Source organism: Streptomyces sp. A0958, from assembly GCF_004795035.1.
GTDB lineage: Bacteria > Actinomycetota > Actinomycetes > Streptomycetales > Streptomycetaceae > Streptomyces.
On the sequence record NZ_SSBK01000039.1, the window covers coordinates 44,976 to 58,680 of the forward strand.

General features: G+C 71.3%; 13 protein-coding genes and 1 pseudogene. 10 read left to right on the top strand and 4 right to left on the bottom strand.

Annotation, left to right across the window (positions count from 1 at the left end):
• Positions 1 to 29 precede the first annotated feature (29 nt).
• Positions 30 to 713: a phosphotransferase gene (locus tag E6P78_RS27860; RefSeq protein WP_136206411.1), complete on the top strand. Its 684-nt coding sequence runs from the start codon at positions 30 to 32 to the stop codon at positions 711 to 713.
• A gap of 59 nt (positions 714 to 772) precedes the next feature.
• Entirely contained in the window at positions 773 to 1,639 is an 867-nt protein-coding gene (locus E6P78_RS34035; protein ID WP_136206412.1) for an ImmA/IrrE family metallo-endopeptidase, read from the top strand.
• 124 nt (positions 1,640 to 1,763) lie between these two features.
• Here E6P78_RS34035 and E6P78_RS27870 read toward each other — a convergent pair whose 3' ends face one another.
• From E6P78_RS27870 to E6P78_RS27880, 3 genes are read right to left on the bottom strand one after another with little or no spacing between them, the layout of a single operon-like run.
• Positions 1,764 to 2,153: a hypothetical protein gene (locus tag E6P78_RS27870; protein ID WP_136206428.1), complete on the bottom strand. Its 390-nt coding sequence runs from the start codon at positions 2,151 to 2,153 to the stop codon at positions 1,764 to 1,766.
• Positions 2,153 to 2,404, bottom strand: a complete 252-nt coding sequence (locus tag E6P78_RS27875; RefSeq protein ID WP_240799392.1) for a beta family protein — start codon at positions 2,402 to 2,404, stop codon at positions 2,153 to 2,155. The genes E6P78_RS27870 and E6P78_RS27875 overlap by 1 nt, the downstream gene beginning before the upstream one ends.
• A gap of 8 nt (positions 2,405 to 2,412) precedes the next feature.
• The gene (locus E6P78_RS27880) at positions 2,413 to 2,667 is read right to left on the bottom strand and encodes a hypothetical protein (protein WP_136206414.1); all 255 of its coding nucleotides are present in this window, start codon (positions 2,665 to 2,667) and stop codon (positions 2,413 to 2,415) included.
• A gap of 152 nt (positions 2,668 to 2,819) precedes the next feature.
• Here E6P78_RS27880 and E6P78_RS27885 point away from each other — a divergent pair, with 152 nt between their 5' ends.
• From E6P78_RS27885 to E6P78_RS27915, 7 genes are all read left to right on the top strand, one after another.
• Positions 2,820 to 3,668 carry a helix-turn-helix transcriptional regulator gene (locus tag E6P78_RS27885; protein ID WP_136206415.1) on the top strand — a complete coding sequence of 283 codons (849 nt, stop codon included), beginning with the start codon at positions 2,820 to 2,822 and terminating at the stop codon, positions 3,666 to 3,668.
• Positions 3,643 to 3,855, top strand: a complete 213-nt coding sequence (locus E6P78_RS27890) for a DUF397 domain-containing protein (RefSeq protein ID WP_136206416.1) — start codon at positions 3,643 to 3,645, stop codon at positions 3,853 to 3,855. Before E6P78_RS27885 ends, E6P78_RS27890 begins: the two co-directional genes overlap by 26 nt.
• A 398-nt stretch (positions 3,856 to 4,253) precedes the next feature.
• On the top strand, positions 4,254 to 5,054 hold the full coding sequence (locus E6P78_RS27895; RefSeq protein WP_136206417.1) for an SDR family oxidoreductase: 801 nt from the start codon (positions 4,254 to 4,256) through the stop codon (positions 5,052 to 5,054).
• Positions 5,055 to 5,266: 212 nt separating this feature from the next.
• Positions 5,267 to 6,778 (top strand): glycoside hydrolase family 43 protein, encoded by a 1,512-nt coding sequence (locus tag E6P78_RS27900; protein WP_136206418.1) that lies wholly within the window; start codon positions 5,267 to 5,269, stop codon positions 6,776 to 6,778.
• Between the two features lie 209 nt (positions 6,779 to 6,987).
• Positions 6,988 to 7,785, top strand: a complete 798-nt coding sequence (locus E6P78_RS27905; RefSeq protein ID WP_136206419.1) for a hypothetical protein — start codon at positions 6,988 to 6,990, stop codon at positions 7,783 to 7,785.
• A 35-nt stretch (positions 7,786 to 7,820) separates the two neighbouring features.
• Complete coding sequence (locus E6P78_RS27910; protein ID WP_136206420.1) at positions 7,821 to 8,903, top strand: hypothetical protein; 1,083 nt, start codon at positions 7,821 to 7,823, stop codon at positions 8,901 to 8,903.
• Complete coding sequence (locus tag E6P78_RS27915) at positions 8,900 to 12,868, top strand: CHAT domain-containing protein (RefSeq protein ID WP_136206421.1); 3,969 nt, start codon at positions 8,900 to 8,902, stop codon at positions 12,866 to 12,868. Before E6P78_RS27910 ends, E6P78_RS27915 begins: the two co-directional genes overlap by 4 nt.
• Before the next feature lie 8 nt (positions 12,869 to 12,876).
• Here the strand turns inward: E6P78_RS27915 and E6P78_RS27920 are convergent, their stop codons facing one another.
• Positions 12,877 to 13,254 carry a helix-turn-helix domain-containing protein gene (locus E6P78_RS27920; protein WP_136206422.1) on the bottom strand — a complete coding sequence of 126 codons (378 nt, stop codon included), beginning with the start codon at positions 13,252 to 13,254 and terminating at the stop codon, positions 12,877 to 12,879.
• A 175-nt stretch (positions 13,255 to 13,429) separates the two neighbouring features.
• Between E6P78_RS27920 and E6P78_RS33640 the strand changes: the two are divergent.
• A pseudogene (locus tag E6P78_RS33640) lies at positions 13,430 to 13,581 on the top strand (NADP-dependent oxidoreductase); the annotation flags it as partial.
• Positions 13,582 to 13,705: the final 124 nt, after the last annotated feature.

Consider the following 13,705-nt stretch of genomic DNA (forward strand, 5'->3'; position numbering starts at 1 on the left):
CGTGCACGGGGCCCGAGTAGGTTCCCCTCATGCGAATAGGCCAACTGCTGGGCAGCGGACGCAACGCGGACGTGTACGAGCTGGACGAGACGTGGGTTCTGCGGCGCTACCGCGACGGGATGGACGCCTCCCGCGAACTGCCCGTCATGTCCTACCTCTCGGCATCCGGTTATCCGGTCCCACGGCTGGGCCCGCAGCCCCCGTCGGCCGGCCCCGGCGACCTCGTCCTTGAGCACCTGCACGGCCCGACGATGCTGGAGTCCCTGCTGTCCGGGGCGGTCGGCGCCGACGAGTGCGCCGCCCTGCTGGCCGGTCTGCTCGCGGATCTGCACACGGTCCCGGCCCGGCTCTCGCCCGACCCCGAGGACCGCGTCCTCCACCTCGATCTGCACCCGGACAACGTGATGCTCACGGCGGACGGCCCCGTGGTGATCGACTGGAGCAACACCGAGGAGGGCCCGCCGGCCCTGGACCGGGCGATGTCGTCGCTGATCCTGGCGCAGGTGGCCGTCGACCCGGCCCATCCGGCGACGAACGACGCCCGGATGCTGGTCACCGCCCTGGTCCCGCTCCTGGCCGCCGACGACGGCATCCCCGCCCGCAACCTCGCCGACGCGGCCGCCCGACGCACCCTCAACCCGACGATGAGCCCGGCGGAGAGGGGGCTCATCGGGGAGGCGGTGGCGCTGGTCACCGCGCTGGCGGGCCGGTAGCGGGGACTGGCCCGAGGCGGCGTCTGTCGAAGTCCACCCGGTACGGCAGCACGGGCGCGATGACGTTGTCCAGCGCGGTCGGTGCGGGCAGCAGGTGGAACCGCTGGAACACGAACCCCACCCGGCCCCGGTACGCCGCGAGCCCGGCACATCGAGGTGACACGCAGCCCGTCGACATCGATGGTTCCCGCATCGGGCCGGTCGAGCGCACCGAGCAGGTACAGCAGGGTGGACTTGCCCGAGCCCGACGGCCAGCCGCACTGGCGGCCCGCGACGACTCCCACAAGTCGCCGGCGTGGGAGGCAGCGGTAAAGCGCGCCGAGGCTCTCGATGAGGCCGATGCCGCGCTCAATGATCTCGGCATCACACGGGCTCCCTCACCGCTCAACGACTGGCAGCGCCCCGCCCTCAGCGGGCTGGCGATCGGCGACGGACCCACTCTGGCCGATGCTGCCCGCACCCTCCTCACTTGCCACTTTCGCGCCGACGTGCCTGGTGAGATCGAGAGCGCATTTGGCATTCACTTCGCGGCCCAGCCACTTGGCCCAGGTTTCGACGGCCTCTCTTGGCGGAGCGAAGACACCCGCATCATCGTGATCAACACCGATGCGGCCTGGAGTCGCCAACGTTTCACCCCGGCGCACGAGCTCGGCCATCACCTACCGGGCGATGTCGACACGCGGGGCCTCCTGGTCGACACGAACGTGATGTCGACCGGTCATCGCATCCCGGAGATGCGCGCCAATGCCTTCGCCGCCGCGCTGCTGATGCCGGAGCGCGAGATTCGGGAGCGGATCACGGGCAGAGTGACACCACCGCTGTTCGCCTCCCTGGTCGGCCTGTTCCTTGTCTCTTCCGACGCGCTGGCATGGCGGCTGAAGAATCTCGGCTTCGTGGATGACACCGAGCGGAGCGACTTCGGGTGACATGGATGTGCTCAAGTCCGGCCTCATGGTCCGCACGGCTCGTTGCACACAGGCAGTGGACGCCGAGCTGCGCAATGGGTCGCGCGCAACGCCTCGCCCCGCCGACCGTCGCTCCTCTTAGCTGTCACAAATACAGCTGGCGGTTGCACTCCCGGCAGTGCGTCTTGCCTTCGCGCTGTTCGATCTGCCGATGTTCGCAGACTCCGGCCGTCGCCGCTGTCGCCCGGCGTCGGCGGGAGGCGTCACGGGGCAACTGGGCGGCCGGGTCCGCGATCCCGTCCCGGACGTGCGCCTGTACGCGGACCATGCGGGCCAGCTCCGCGACGCACGGGCCGCAGGCGTAGACGTCGCCCGTCGCGCCCGGTGTGGCCACGGCGCCGACCCACAGCACCGCGACCCCCTCACGGCGGCAGTACAGCCAGCACGTCCCCGTCACCCACGCGTTCCCGTCGCCCGCCTGCGCGGCCAGGGGCCACGCATCCCGCCACGGACGCTCGACGGCCGGAGGGAACATCACACCGCGCCGCCGTTCGAACCCGCGAGTCCGGCCGGCCGCATCACCGCGTAGTCGCCGAAGTTCCGCCGGTACCGCCGGTGCCCGCTCTCCTGCGTGTGGCGGCGCTGCCACTCCTCGACCGGCTCCGGCCCGATGCACGTACCCGACCAGGCCCCGCACTCGACCTCGTCCCCGGACACGCACCGTGCCTCGTACTCCGGTTCGACCGTCCCGTCCTGCTCGATGGTGAACGGAACGTAGCGGAACACGCGCCGCGTCACCGCGCCGCGCCCTGCGGTTCGCCCGTGCCCGGCCGCCGGAGCGCCACGGCCAGTGCGCGGGCCGTGACCGCGTTGCACCGCCCCAGGTCGATCAGTACGAGCGGGTACGTCCCCGCGAGCGAGACGGAGTCGAGCCCCAGGGACGGCAGGGTCACCCCCGCCGCGTCCAGCGCCTCCCGCAGCTCGTCCCTCGCCCGTTCGGCCTCCGCCACCTTCTCGTCCGCCGTCCGCCGCCAGTCTTTCGTCGCCATGCCGTCTCTCCGTACGCCCTCGTGCGCCCGCTGCGCTCCGTATGCGCCGGGTGCTCTCTGTGACCAACCACTCACACCATGGCGCCTGGACGCGTACGCTCAACAGGTCTGCGGACATTCCAACGCATAGTGAATGGCGGGGAGTTGAACAGATGAGCGAACAGGCGGACCAGGACCGGGAGCCCTCGAACGGCGCGGCGTACTTCGGCGAGGAGGTCAAGGCGTTACGGGAGGCGCTGGACCTGTCCCAGACGGGGTTCGCGGACCGGCTCCACTACCAGCAGGCACAGGTCAGCAAGGTCGAGAACGGAGCCGCGCTGGCCTCCGAGGCGTTCGCCCAGGCGATGGACCGCGTGGCGGGCACACCGGGCACGTACGTCCGTCTCCGTGCCAAGCTGAGCAAGCGCGGCCACCCCGAGTGGTTCATCCCGTACGTCGAGCTGGAGAAGACGGCGGCGAAGGTCGAGGACTATTCCAACGCGTTCGTCATGGGCGCGTTGCAGACCCCGGAGTACGCCGAAGCCGTCTACCGGGCGGCGCATCCGCGCGAGTCCGACGCCCAGATCAAGCAGCGGGCCGAAATTCGGCTGCGCCGTCAAGAGATACTGGAACGCGAGGCTCCGCCCCTTCTGTGGGTGATCCTGCACGAGTCCGTTCTCCGTACGGTCGTTGGCAGCTCCGCCGTCATGGTCGGCCAGCTCGAGCATCTGCTCGCGATGGCTTCCAGCCCCCATGTCTCCCTGCAAGTACTGCCGTTCGCAGCAGGCGCTCCCGCGTCGGGGCTCCCGTTTACCATGCTTACGCAAGCCGATGGGACAACAGTCCTGTACTCGGAGACGACAGGGCAGGGGCACGTGAACGACTCCACGGCGGCCGTACAGGAGTGGACGGCCACCTACGAGCGGCTACGCGCTTCGGCCGAGTCAGAGGCCCGGTCACTGCGCCTTATCCACTCGATCATGGAGGAACACGCGAATGAGCAGCACCCCGGACCCGCGTGACGTGCGTTGGGTCAGCAGCACCTACAGCGATGGACAGGGTGGCCAGTGCGTCCAGTGGGCTCCCGAGCACGCTCTCGCCACGGGTGAGTACCTGGTGCGCGACAGCAAGGACCCCCACGGCCCGCACCTGGCCCTGTCCTCCACCGGGTTCACCGGCCTCGTGAAGTTCGCCAAGAACTGCGCGTAGCCCGCCTTCCGGTGACGGCCACCGCCCCTCGGCGGGGCCGTCACCGTGCCACCCACCCGGCCGGACGCAAGCGGACCGCGAGGTCCGCCCGGCCGGCCGCCTACGGGTTCGCTGTGTCCTTCGTCGTGGTGGGCCGGTCGGCGGTCAGTGCCATGGGAGGACTCCTCGGAGCAGAAGGGGAGGGGCACCGTTCGATGGCTTCAGCGTGCCCGGCTTCCCGCCGCCCCGGTCAGCTCCCTCTTCGAGCTGTCCGCCCGGCCCGCCCGACCGGTGTGGCCGCCGGGTGTGACCGCCCGATGTCCCCTGCCGCCCCGCCCGTACGGGCTCCTCGGACGGCCAGGGGTACGGCCCCGAATTCCGTTGCCGGGACAGGAGATCGCCCAGCAGGATGAGGCCCTGTGACCACACCCGGACAGCCTCCAGCAGCCGAACAGCCCACGACCGCCCCGCCCCGCCCCCTCGCCCTGATCACCGGGGTCGGTCGCACGGTCGGCATCGGCGCGGGCATCGCGCGCCGCCTGGCCGCCTCCGGCTGGGACATCGCCTTCACCTACTGGACGCCGTACGACCGGCGCATGGCCTGGGGCGAGGAGCGCGGGGCGACCGCCGCCATCGAGGCGTCCCTCACCGAGCACGGCGCCCGCACCGCGGCGATCGAGGCGGACCTCATCGACCCCGACGCCCCGGCCCGGGTCTTCGACGAGGCCGAGCGCCGGATAGGACCCGTCACCGCGCTCGTGCTGAGCCACGCGGAGTCGGTGGACTCCGGGCTCCTCGACACCACCCTCGCGAGTTTCGACCGTCACTTCGCGGTGAACGCCCGTGCCACCTGGCTGCTCATCCGTGAGTACGGGCTGCGCTTCCGCTCCCCCGCCGGGTCGGGCCGGATCATCGCGCTGACCAGCGACCACACCGTCGGCAACCTCCCGTACGGGGCGAGCAAGGGCGCCCTGGACCGCATCACCCTGGCCGCCGCCCGCGAACTGGCCCACCTCGGCGTGACGGCCAACGTCATCAACCCGGGCCCGGTGGACACCGGCTGGATGACCGATGAGCTCGCGGACCTCCTCACCCGCGAGACCCCGCTCGGCCGCCTGGGCACCCCGCAGGACACCGCGCACCTGGTCGACTTCCTCTGCTCACCGCAGGGCCAGTGGATCAACGGCCAGTTGCTCAAGAGCAACGGTGGCGCGGCGTGACACCCAGGACAGGGTCCAGGACCTGACCGACGACCTACGACGTAAGCGCTTCCGCCCCCTTGTCGCGTACCCACCGGGTTACTAGGGTCACCCAGTATCGAAGCGCTTCGACACACACCCCCTTCGACACACACCCCTCGACACACACGCTTCGACACCCACGCCTCGCCATCCCCGCGGCGGCACGCGCGCGACGTACAGGAACGGATGTCATGCCAGCAGTCCCCGACCGGACGGGCACGACCGTCAGCAACCCCGTGATCCCCGGGTTCCACCCCGATCCCAGCGTCTGCCGTGTGGGCGAGGACTACTACCTGGCGTGCTCCAGCTTCGAGTACTTCCCGGGCGTCCCCCTCTTCCACAGCCGCGACCTGGTCCACTGGACGCAGATCGGCAACGTCCTGGACCGGCCGGAGCAGCTGCACCTGCCGGCCGGCACCCGCGCCTCCGGCGGGATCTACGCGCCGACGCTCCGCCACCACGACGGCCGGTTCTGGCTGATCGTCACCAATGTCGCCGTCGGCAACCTGTTGTTCACGGCCACCGACCCGGCCGGCCCCTGGTCCGACCCGGTCCCGCTCCCCGGCGTCCCGGGCATCGACCCCGACCTCGCCTGGGACGAGGACGGCACCTGCTGGTGCACCGTGGCAGGTGTCTCCCAGGTCCGCATCGACCCGCACACCGGCAAGACGCTCGGCGCACCCCGCCGCATCTGGTCCGGGACGCCCGGCGCGAAGGCCCCGGAGGCGCCCCACCTCTACCGGATCGACGGCTACTGGTACCTGCTCATCGCCGAAGGGGGCACCGAGCGCGGCCACGGCGTCTCGATCGCGCGCGGCCCCTCACCGGCCGGCCCGTTCGAGCCCTGCCCGGACAACCCGGTGCTCACCCATCGCGGCCGCGAGCACCCCGTCCAGAACACCGGCCACGGCGACCTGGTGCAGGGCCCCGACGGCTCCTGGTGGCTGGTGCTGCTCGGCGTGCGGCCGGGCGGCGGCTCCCCCGGCTGGCACGTGCTCGGCCGGGAGACCTTCCTGGCCCCGGTGACCTGGGTGGACGGCTGGCCCGTCGTCGGCGAGGTGTCCCCCGAGCTCCCCGCGCCGCCGTGGCCGCTCGTCCCCGCCCCCGCCGTTCCCGCCCGGGACGACTTCGACCGCGCCGAGCCGCCCCCGTACTGGATCTCGCCCCGCCGCTCAGCCGCCGGCCGGTCCGGTACGGAGGAGCGCCCGGGGTGGCTGACCCTGCACGGCCGGGGCGGCACCCTGGACGACCCGGACGCGGTGTTCGTCGGCCGCCGCCAGCAGCACCTGTCGTGCCGGGTGCGCACCCTGGCCGACGCGGCGGACGGCCACGGCGGGCTCGCGGTCCGGCTGGACGAGCTGCACCACTACGCGATCGAGGCGGGCGGCTCCGAGGTCCGGCTGATCGCCCGCATCGGCCCCCTGCGCACGGTGGTGGCCTCCCGCCCCACCGCCGCCGGCCCCCTGGTCCTCGGCATCGACGTGACCCGCACCGAGGCCTCCCACGACCCCTGCGCCGGCCCGGACACGGTGTCCCTGGGCGTCGAGGAGCCGGACGGCACGTTCACCGTGCTCGGCGCCCTCGACGGCCGCTACCTGTCCACCGAGGTCACCGGCGGCTTCACCGGCCGCGTGATCGGCCTGTACGCCGCGAGCGGCACCGTCCACTTCGACTGGTTCGACTACGCGCCGCTCGACGGGTGAGCGCCGGGCGGACGCGGATTCCCCGGGCGCCGGGCGGTCGCGGATTCCCGCAGCCGTATTCCTCGGCATACGGGGGGACATATCCCGCCCGGAGGCCGTAGCCTGACGCGAGGGGGGCCACAACCTCTCTGCCGAACACGCCAGTTGGCCCTGCGGACGCGAATCCGCCGGGGCCGGGGCCGGGTACGGCGTAGCGCGAGAGGCGGGTCATGGCGTCCATCCCCGAGCTGTACACGCGTGAAATGCACACGAAGTACCAGTACCTCGCCTGCTGGCTGCCCTCGACCCCCATGGCACCCGGCGACGTGGGCGTCCTCTCGGGGCACACGTTCAGGAAGCTCACCACCCTAGCCGAGCTGGGCATCCCGTTCACCAGGAACCCGGACAGCCCGTTCGCCAACCTCAACTACTCCTCCACCGACTGCGTCGCGGTGGCACCCGGGGTCCGCGTCGGGCCCACCGCGGACGACGCGCTCTGCACCCTGTCCGTCACCTTCACCCGGGACGGCGCCACACTGTTCCAGGCGTCGGACTGCGTGCAGGAGACCCTCGGCAACCTTCCGGCGCTCGAAGCCGCACTGCGCGCCCGGCACGAGAACCGGGCCTGGCGCCTGGAGTACGTCGTCGTCACCGAAGTGGTGCGTACCGGCCCCACCGCCATCCTGGTCGCCGAGCACCGCGGTGCACAGCTCGACCTACAGGTCAGCGCGTCCGCCCTGACGAATCCGTTGCCGGTCGCCAGTGCCGCGGCGAATTGCGTGATCACCCGCCGGCACGGGATCGCGGCGGACGTACTGGTCCCCGACGGCGCCACACCGCTGTTCAGAGCCGTGCAACTGCGCAAGAGGCCGCTGCGCCCGTACGACCTGGTCTTCCGTTCCGACGACGACGACTTCTCCGTGACGGAGGACGTGGACGAACCGGACGAGCCCGAGGAGACGGACATGGTCCGCGTCACCTGGGCCGACCTCGGACGGGGCGACGCCACGGCGCCCATGGACGTATAAGTCCCTACGACAGCCGAGAGCGGGCCGGTGACCGCATGAGCCGTACCACTGAAGAAGCAGGCATCGGCGCGGCCCCGCCCGCCGTACTCCGGACACCCGCCCTGCGCAGGTGCGTCGAGGTCGCGCAGGCGCTGGCCCACGGCGAGGGCGGTCCGGTCGACGTCCTGCACCTGTTCCTCTCGGTGGCCTGTGACAGCGAGGCGGACACCCGTTCCCGGCTGGTGATGAGGGCCACGGCCTGGCACCACTTCTTCACCGACGAGACGTACCGGGAAGTGGCCGAGGGCGCCGGCCGAACCGACGCGCGGACGCGGGCGGTCCCCTTCGCCCCGGCCGCCGCGGCCGTGCTCTCCCGGCTGGCGTACTGGACGACAAGGACCGGCGACGAGACCGCCGACACCGCCCACCTGCTGCTGGCCTGCCTGGAGACGGGCACCGACGACAAGGAGATGCGGAAGGCCATACGCACGCTGGGGCTGAGCGGTCGGGTCGCTCTGTCGCAGGCCATGACGGTGCGCCGCGAGGTCGCCGCCGCGGACCGCCAACTGAACCACCGCGGACCCATCCTCTCGCGCAGTCGAAGGGACCGGCCGACGCCGTACCACTTCCAGGCGCCGCACCGCGCGATCGGTCCGCGGAAGGGGCGGGCCATCAGCCTGCGCTCGCAGATGACAAGTGCGGCGCACGTCTCCTCACACCTTCAGTCCCACCTGATCCGGTTGCACGTATGGGTGGGGTGGTGGCACCAACTCGGCATCTTCGCGGCCCTGTCGGTGACCATCTGGGCTTCGCTGACGGTGACGCCCTGGTCGGCGCTCTGGCTGATCAGCGTGTCGATACGCCGTCACGTCGCCTCACCGGGCCCCCGCCTCGGGTGCGACGCCGCTCTCGTCGTCGCCTCGGCGTTCCTGGGCATCCCCTGGCTGCTGGTCGCGACGGCCCTGGTGTGCCGCCTCATCGATCTGCTGGACGGCCGGCTGGCACTGCTCCAGATCCGCGGGGACGTCGGCGACCCGGCCCTGACGGAGTCCGCCCTGCAGTCCGATCGCAGGGCGGACCGCCGCGCCGCGCACTTCTACCGCACGCTGAAGTTCCGACGGAGGCTGACGCCGGAATGAACCTCTCGGTCTTCGACCCGTTCGGCGCCGACGCCGCTGACGAGCTGCCCGACTGGCTCGCCCGGCGCAACCGGCGCACCGATGACGAGGCCGTCATCGAGTACGTGCTGCCACTGGCCCTCCTGTTCAGTCGCAAGGTGGGGATCGGCACTCGGTTGCGCGTGCTTCCCCAGGTCGCCCGCTCCTGGTCCGTCATACGCCGGGGCCGGTCGCGGGAGTCCCGCATCGGGCTGCACGCGTGCGACCTCCTGACGGTCCACGACCGCGTGCTGTGGTGGCGGGCTCTCGCCGTCCGGTCCGCCGTCGTGGCGCTGGCGCTGACCGCGTGCCTGCTGCTGTCACCACCCGGGTGGGTCGATCTCTGGTTCCCGGCCACCGCATGGGCCCTGACGGGCTGGCGCAGGGCCCCGGCCGCCGCCCTGGTCGTCGCGGTCCTTGCCTGGATCGCCTGGCAGCAACCGGCGTGGCTGGCGTCCGCGACGGCCGCCGCCGTCCTCGTCGCCCACGTCCGCCTGATGCTGTCGATGCAGGAGGTGGGGCTGATGGCCAGGGCGTCGTCCGGCAGCCCCACCGGTTTCCTCGGACGGCGTTTCCTCCTTCGCGCCCTGTGGGATTCCGAAGCGGCCACCATCGCCCTGGCCGTCGACAAGGCGACCGGCGACGACCGGGCTCGTACCGCGTGCTTCACCGACGAGGCGCCGGGCGGCGTGCCGGACCGCCTGCGGCCGGTGGTCGTGCAGTGCAGGGCGCTCGCCGCCCTGGCCGGCCTGGAGTTCCGGTCGGCGATGGTGCTGTCCGAGGAGGCCCGGAGCCTCGCCGCCGACGCCTCGCCCGGAATCCGGGGCTGGTGTGCGCTGCAAGCGGGCGACGTACTGTTCGCGGCGGGCCAGCCGGCCGCGGCCGAGGCGCGCTGGCGGGAGGCCCGGGGCCTTCTGGAGACCGCGCCGCGATGCCGCTACTGGGCGGCCGAGGCCGAACTGCGGATGATCGAAGCCCTCACCACCGACTCCGCGAACACTTCCCGGTGCGTCGAGGGCCTGAAGATCCTGTGCCGCACACGGCACGGCGCGATCCGCGCGAGCGATCCGGTACTCCTCGCCAGGACGGAGCGGTATCTGCTGCGGCTGATGCACCAGGCCGGCAACACCGTCGGCGTGGTCGAGCAGCTGGCGGACCAGTACGAACGGACCGAGGGCAAGATGCTCCCGGAGGAGTCCGTCTCCGAACACGGCGCCGAGCTGCTCCTGTTGGCGACCCTCTACCTCGACGTCATCGAGAACCCCGACCGCTACCCGGACACCATGCGCGTCGACGAGGACGGACAGCACGAACGCTACGTCTACGCCGCCTCGATGATGGACAACGTGCTCAGGCAGCTGAGCAGATCGAAGATGCCTCATCTCCAGGCGCAGGCCCACGCGGTGCTGGCACACATCCAGCGCGCCGTCGGCATGCGCGAAGAGGCACTGGGCAACGTCCTCGAAAGCCTCCACGCCATCCAGCACGTCCGCTACCAGCTGCCCACCGCACAATGGCGCACGCACTGGATCGCCGCCCACGCACACGTCTACGTCCTCGCGCTGGACCTCGCCGACTCCGACCCGGCACTCGTCGCCGAGCTGCTGGAGACCGTTCGCTCCCAGTCCGTGCCCGTCGAGTCGGACGAACCCGGCGCCCGGCTGCGCGCCGTCCTGGATGCGCTGGTCTCCAGCACCGGACTGCCGCTCGGAGCCGAGGGAGCGCCGGAGGAAGCGCGGAGCCCCGATCCCCGGCACACCGACCCGCTGCTGACCGACCGCACCGTGCTCGTGGACCACGCCTCCTGGGTCGGCGGTGGGGAGTCGAACGCCATCGACCTCGACGGGGAGCTGGACCTGATGTTCCCGGGCGGGTGGTACTGGAGCTACGCGCGGGCCGGGGAATGGATCTACCACTCGGTACGCACGCCCTCCGGCGCCTGGCACTCCGAGCGACGCCCCCACGCGCAGCTCGCCGACGCGTTCGAAGACCTGGTCCTCCACCTGCCCGTCACCGTGCCCGGCGCGGAACCGGTCAAGCCGAGGCTCCACGACAGCGCGCTCGCCGCCACCGGCTCCGACGACCCCGTCAAGGGGTATCTGATCGCCGGACAGGTATGGGCCCGCATCTTCGACGGACTCGGCTCCGCCATGCTCCCCGCCGCCCTCAGGGAAGCCCTCACCGCCACCACCGCTCCCGTCCCGCTGGCCCTCGCCCCCACCGGCGCCCTCGCGCTCGTACCCGTCTGCGCACTGCCCGTCACACCGGGGCGCGACGTCATGGACGTCGCGCGGCTGTCCTATCTGCCCTCGATCGCACTGCTCTCCCAGCGGCGACGGCTCACCGTCGGCGAAGGCGGCGACCCGGTCCACGGCACGCGGAGCGCACCGTCTCGCGTCCTCTCCGTCCTCGTGCCGCACTCGTCGTCCGACGAAGACACACACGACCTCGAACACGCCGCGGTCGAAATCCCCGAGAACAGCGAGTTGGCCCCCCGTCCCCTCACCAAACACGGATTCGCCGACCTCGTCGCCCGCCACGGCACCGACGACACCGTCCTCCACCTCGCCGGTCATGTGCGAGACCCGGACGAGGAGGACCCGGGAGGCACGGGCTTCAAGTTCGCCGACGGGCTGCTTACCCTGCACGACTTCTACCGCACCGACGACTCCGGTGCGCCCCTCTACCCCCTGCCCGACCGCGTCATGCTCGCCGCCTGTGCGAGCCTCGGCCTCCACGGCCGCCCGGAGAACGGCTACACCCCCTCGCTCCTCGACATACCCGAGTGGCTGGGTCTGGGGGCGGCGGTCATCCACGGCGGCGCCAGGCATGTCTACTGCACCCTGTTCCCGATCCCCGACGTCGAGCACACGACACGCATCGACCTGGCGCTCGTCGACGCCCTGCGCCGCCACACCGAACCGGCCGCGGCTCTGCGCGCCGTCCAGCGCGCGGAGCTACAGCGTTGGCGCAACGGCAGCGGTTCAATCCCGCTCACCTTCCTCGCCTACGCGTACGTCGGACTCGGCGCCGCCCCCGGCCAGGAAATCCCCGCCGCCCCGAACAGGTCCGAGCGCCCGGAGTACATCCCCTCGGCACGACGCCGGAAGCACCCGCAACACCCGCAACACCTTCTGCATCCGCAGCACCCACAGCAACCGCGACAACCTCAGGCGGCCGACGAACCGACGACCGAACCGGCGACCGAACCGGCGGTCCGCCCCCGGCCCAAGATCCACAAGACCTACGAGCCGTTCATGATGATGTCCCGGCACACCCACGACGAAGCGGGCCTCCCCGACCGGCTCCACCCCCGCTTCGGTCCGGACGGCCGGCTCCTCCTCACCCCGTACGACGGTGAGGCATCCGCCCCCGTGCCCGTCCGCACGGCAACGTGGACCAGGGAGAGTTTCGACTTCAGCGCCCTGAGCACGAGCTCCGAAACCGAGTGGCGCGTGCACGGCGTCAGCCTCCACCTCACCGACGCACGCCTCGTCCTGGTCGTCGACAAGCCGGACGCCCAGGGCCGGACGCTCGCCGGCCATATCCGGTACCCGTGGATCAGCACGGTGGCGTTCAGACCCAAGCAGAGCTTCCTCAACGACTGCGAGCTGGTCGTCCACTGCCAGCAGGACACCGGCCCCGACACCACCGACTTCTACCGCCTCACGCTCCTCCTGAACCGGGAAACCGACAGCGAGGCCCTGGCCCGTCACCTCGTCCGCCGCCTGGCCCAACACCACGTGTCCAACGGTGAGTTGCCGAGCATCGCCCGCCCCCTGTTCGAAGCCCTGCGCGACCCCCCGCACCTGCCGGCCCCGGACAAGGGCGCCCACGCGACATACGGCCTCCCCGCGTTCAAGACCTATCCGGAAGGCGTCGAGTACGTCAGCGGCCAACCGGTCGAAGGCACTTGGATCGGCCCCGCCCTGAAGGCCTCGGACTGACCTCGCCCCTACTGAACGGGCGCTTCGCCGGGATCGGTCCGGTCGATGTTGTCCTCGACCCAGGTGCGGAGCTGGTTGAGCGGGACGGCGGCGCTCTTGCCGAGGGCGGTGAGGGCGTATTCGACGTGCAGGGGAACGGCCGGGTAGACGGTGCGGTCGACGAGTCCGAAGCTCTCCAGGCGGCGCAGGGTCTGGGTGAGCACCTTGGGGCTGACGCCCTGGAGTCGGCGTTGGAGTGCGCCGAACCGCTGGGGCCCCTCTTCGAGTGCCCCGACGGCCAGGGCAGACCATTTGTTGGCCAGCAGGTCGAGCAGCGCCCGACACGGGCACTGGGCCGCGTAGACGTCGTGGTGCGAGTGCCGGCCGGTCGGGCAACTGGTCGTCATTCGTACGCTCCTCACCTGCGTGCTTCCCTATGGGAAGCAGTTCCCCCTGCAGGCAACTACACCCTCGGGCCTAGCGTCATTCCCGCCAGCACGGAGGTCACGGCCCAGGAGCGCCGAACGGCTTTCCGCACCATGCGATGCCGAGGGATGAAGCATGTCCGCAGAGAAGAAGACGATGCGCGCAGTGGTCCAGGACGATTTCAGGGCCCGGAGGTGCTGCGCGTCCAGGAGGTGCCCCGACCGCAGCCGCTGCCGACGGAGGTGCTGGTGCGCGTGCACGCCGCCGGGGTGAACCCGGTGGACTGGAAGACCCGGGCCGGAACCGGCTCTCCTGCCGTATGTGTGGGTCATCTTGTTGTGGGTTGGCGGCCGGGGAGGGTGGGTTTGTCTCCGGCGAGGGTGAGCATGACGAGGGCGATGATCGCGTCGGCGGTGTGGAAGCCGAAGCCGC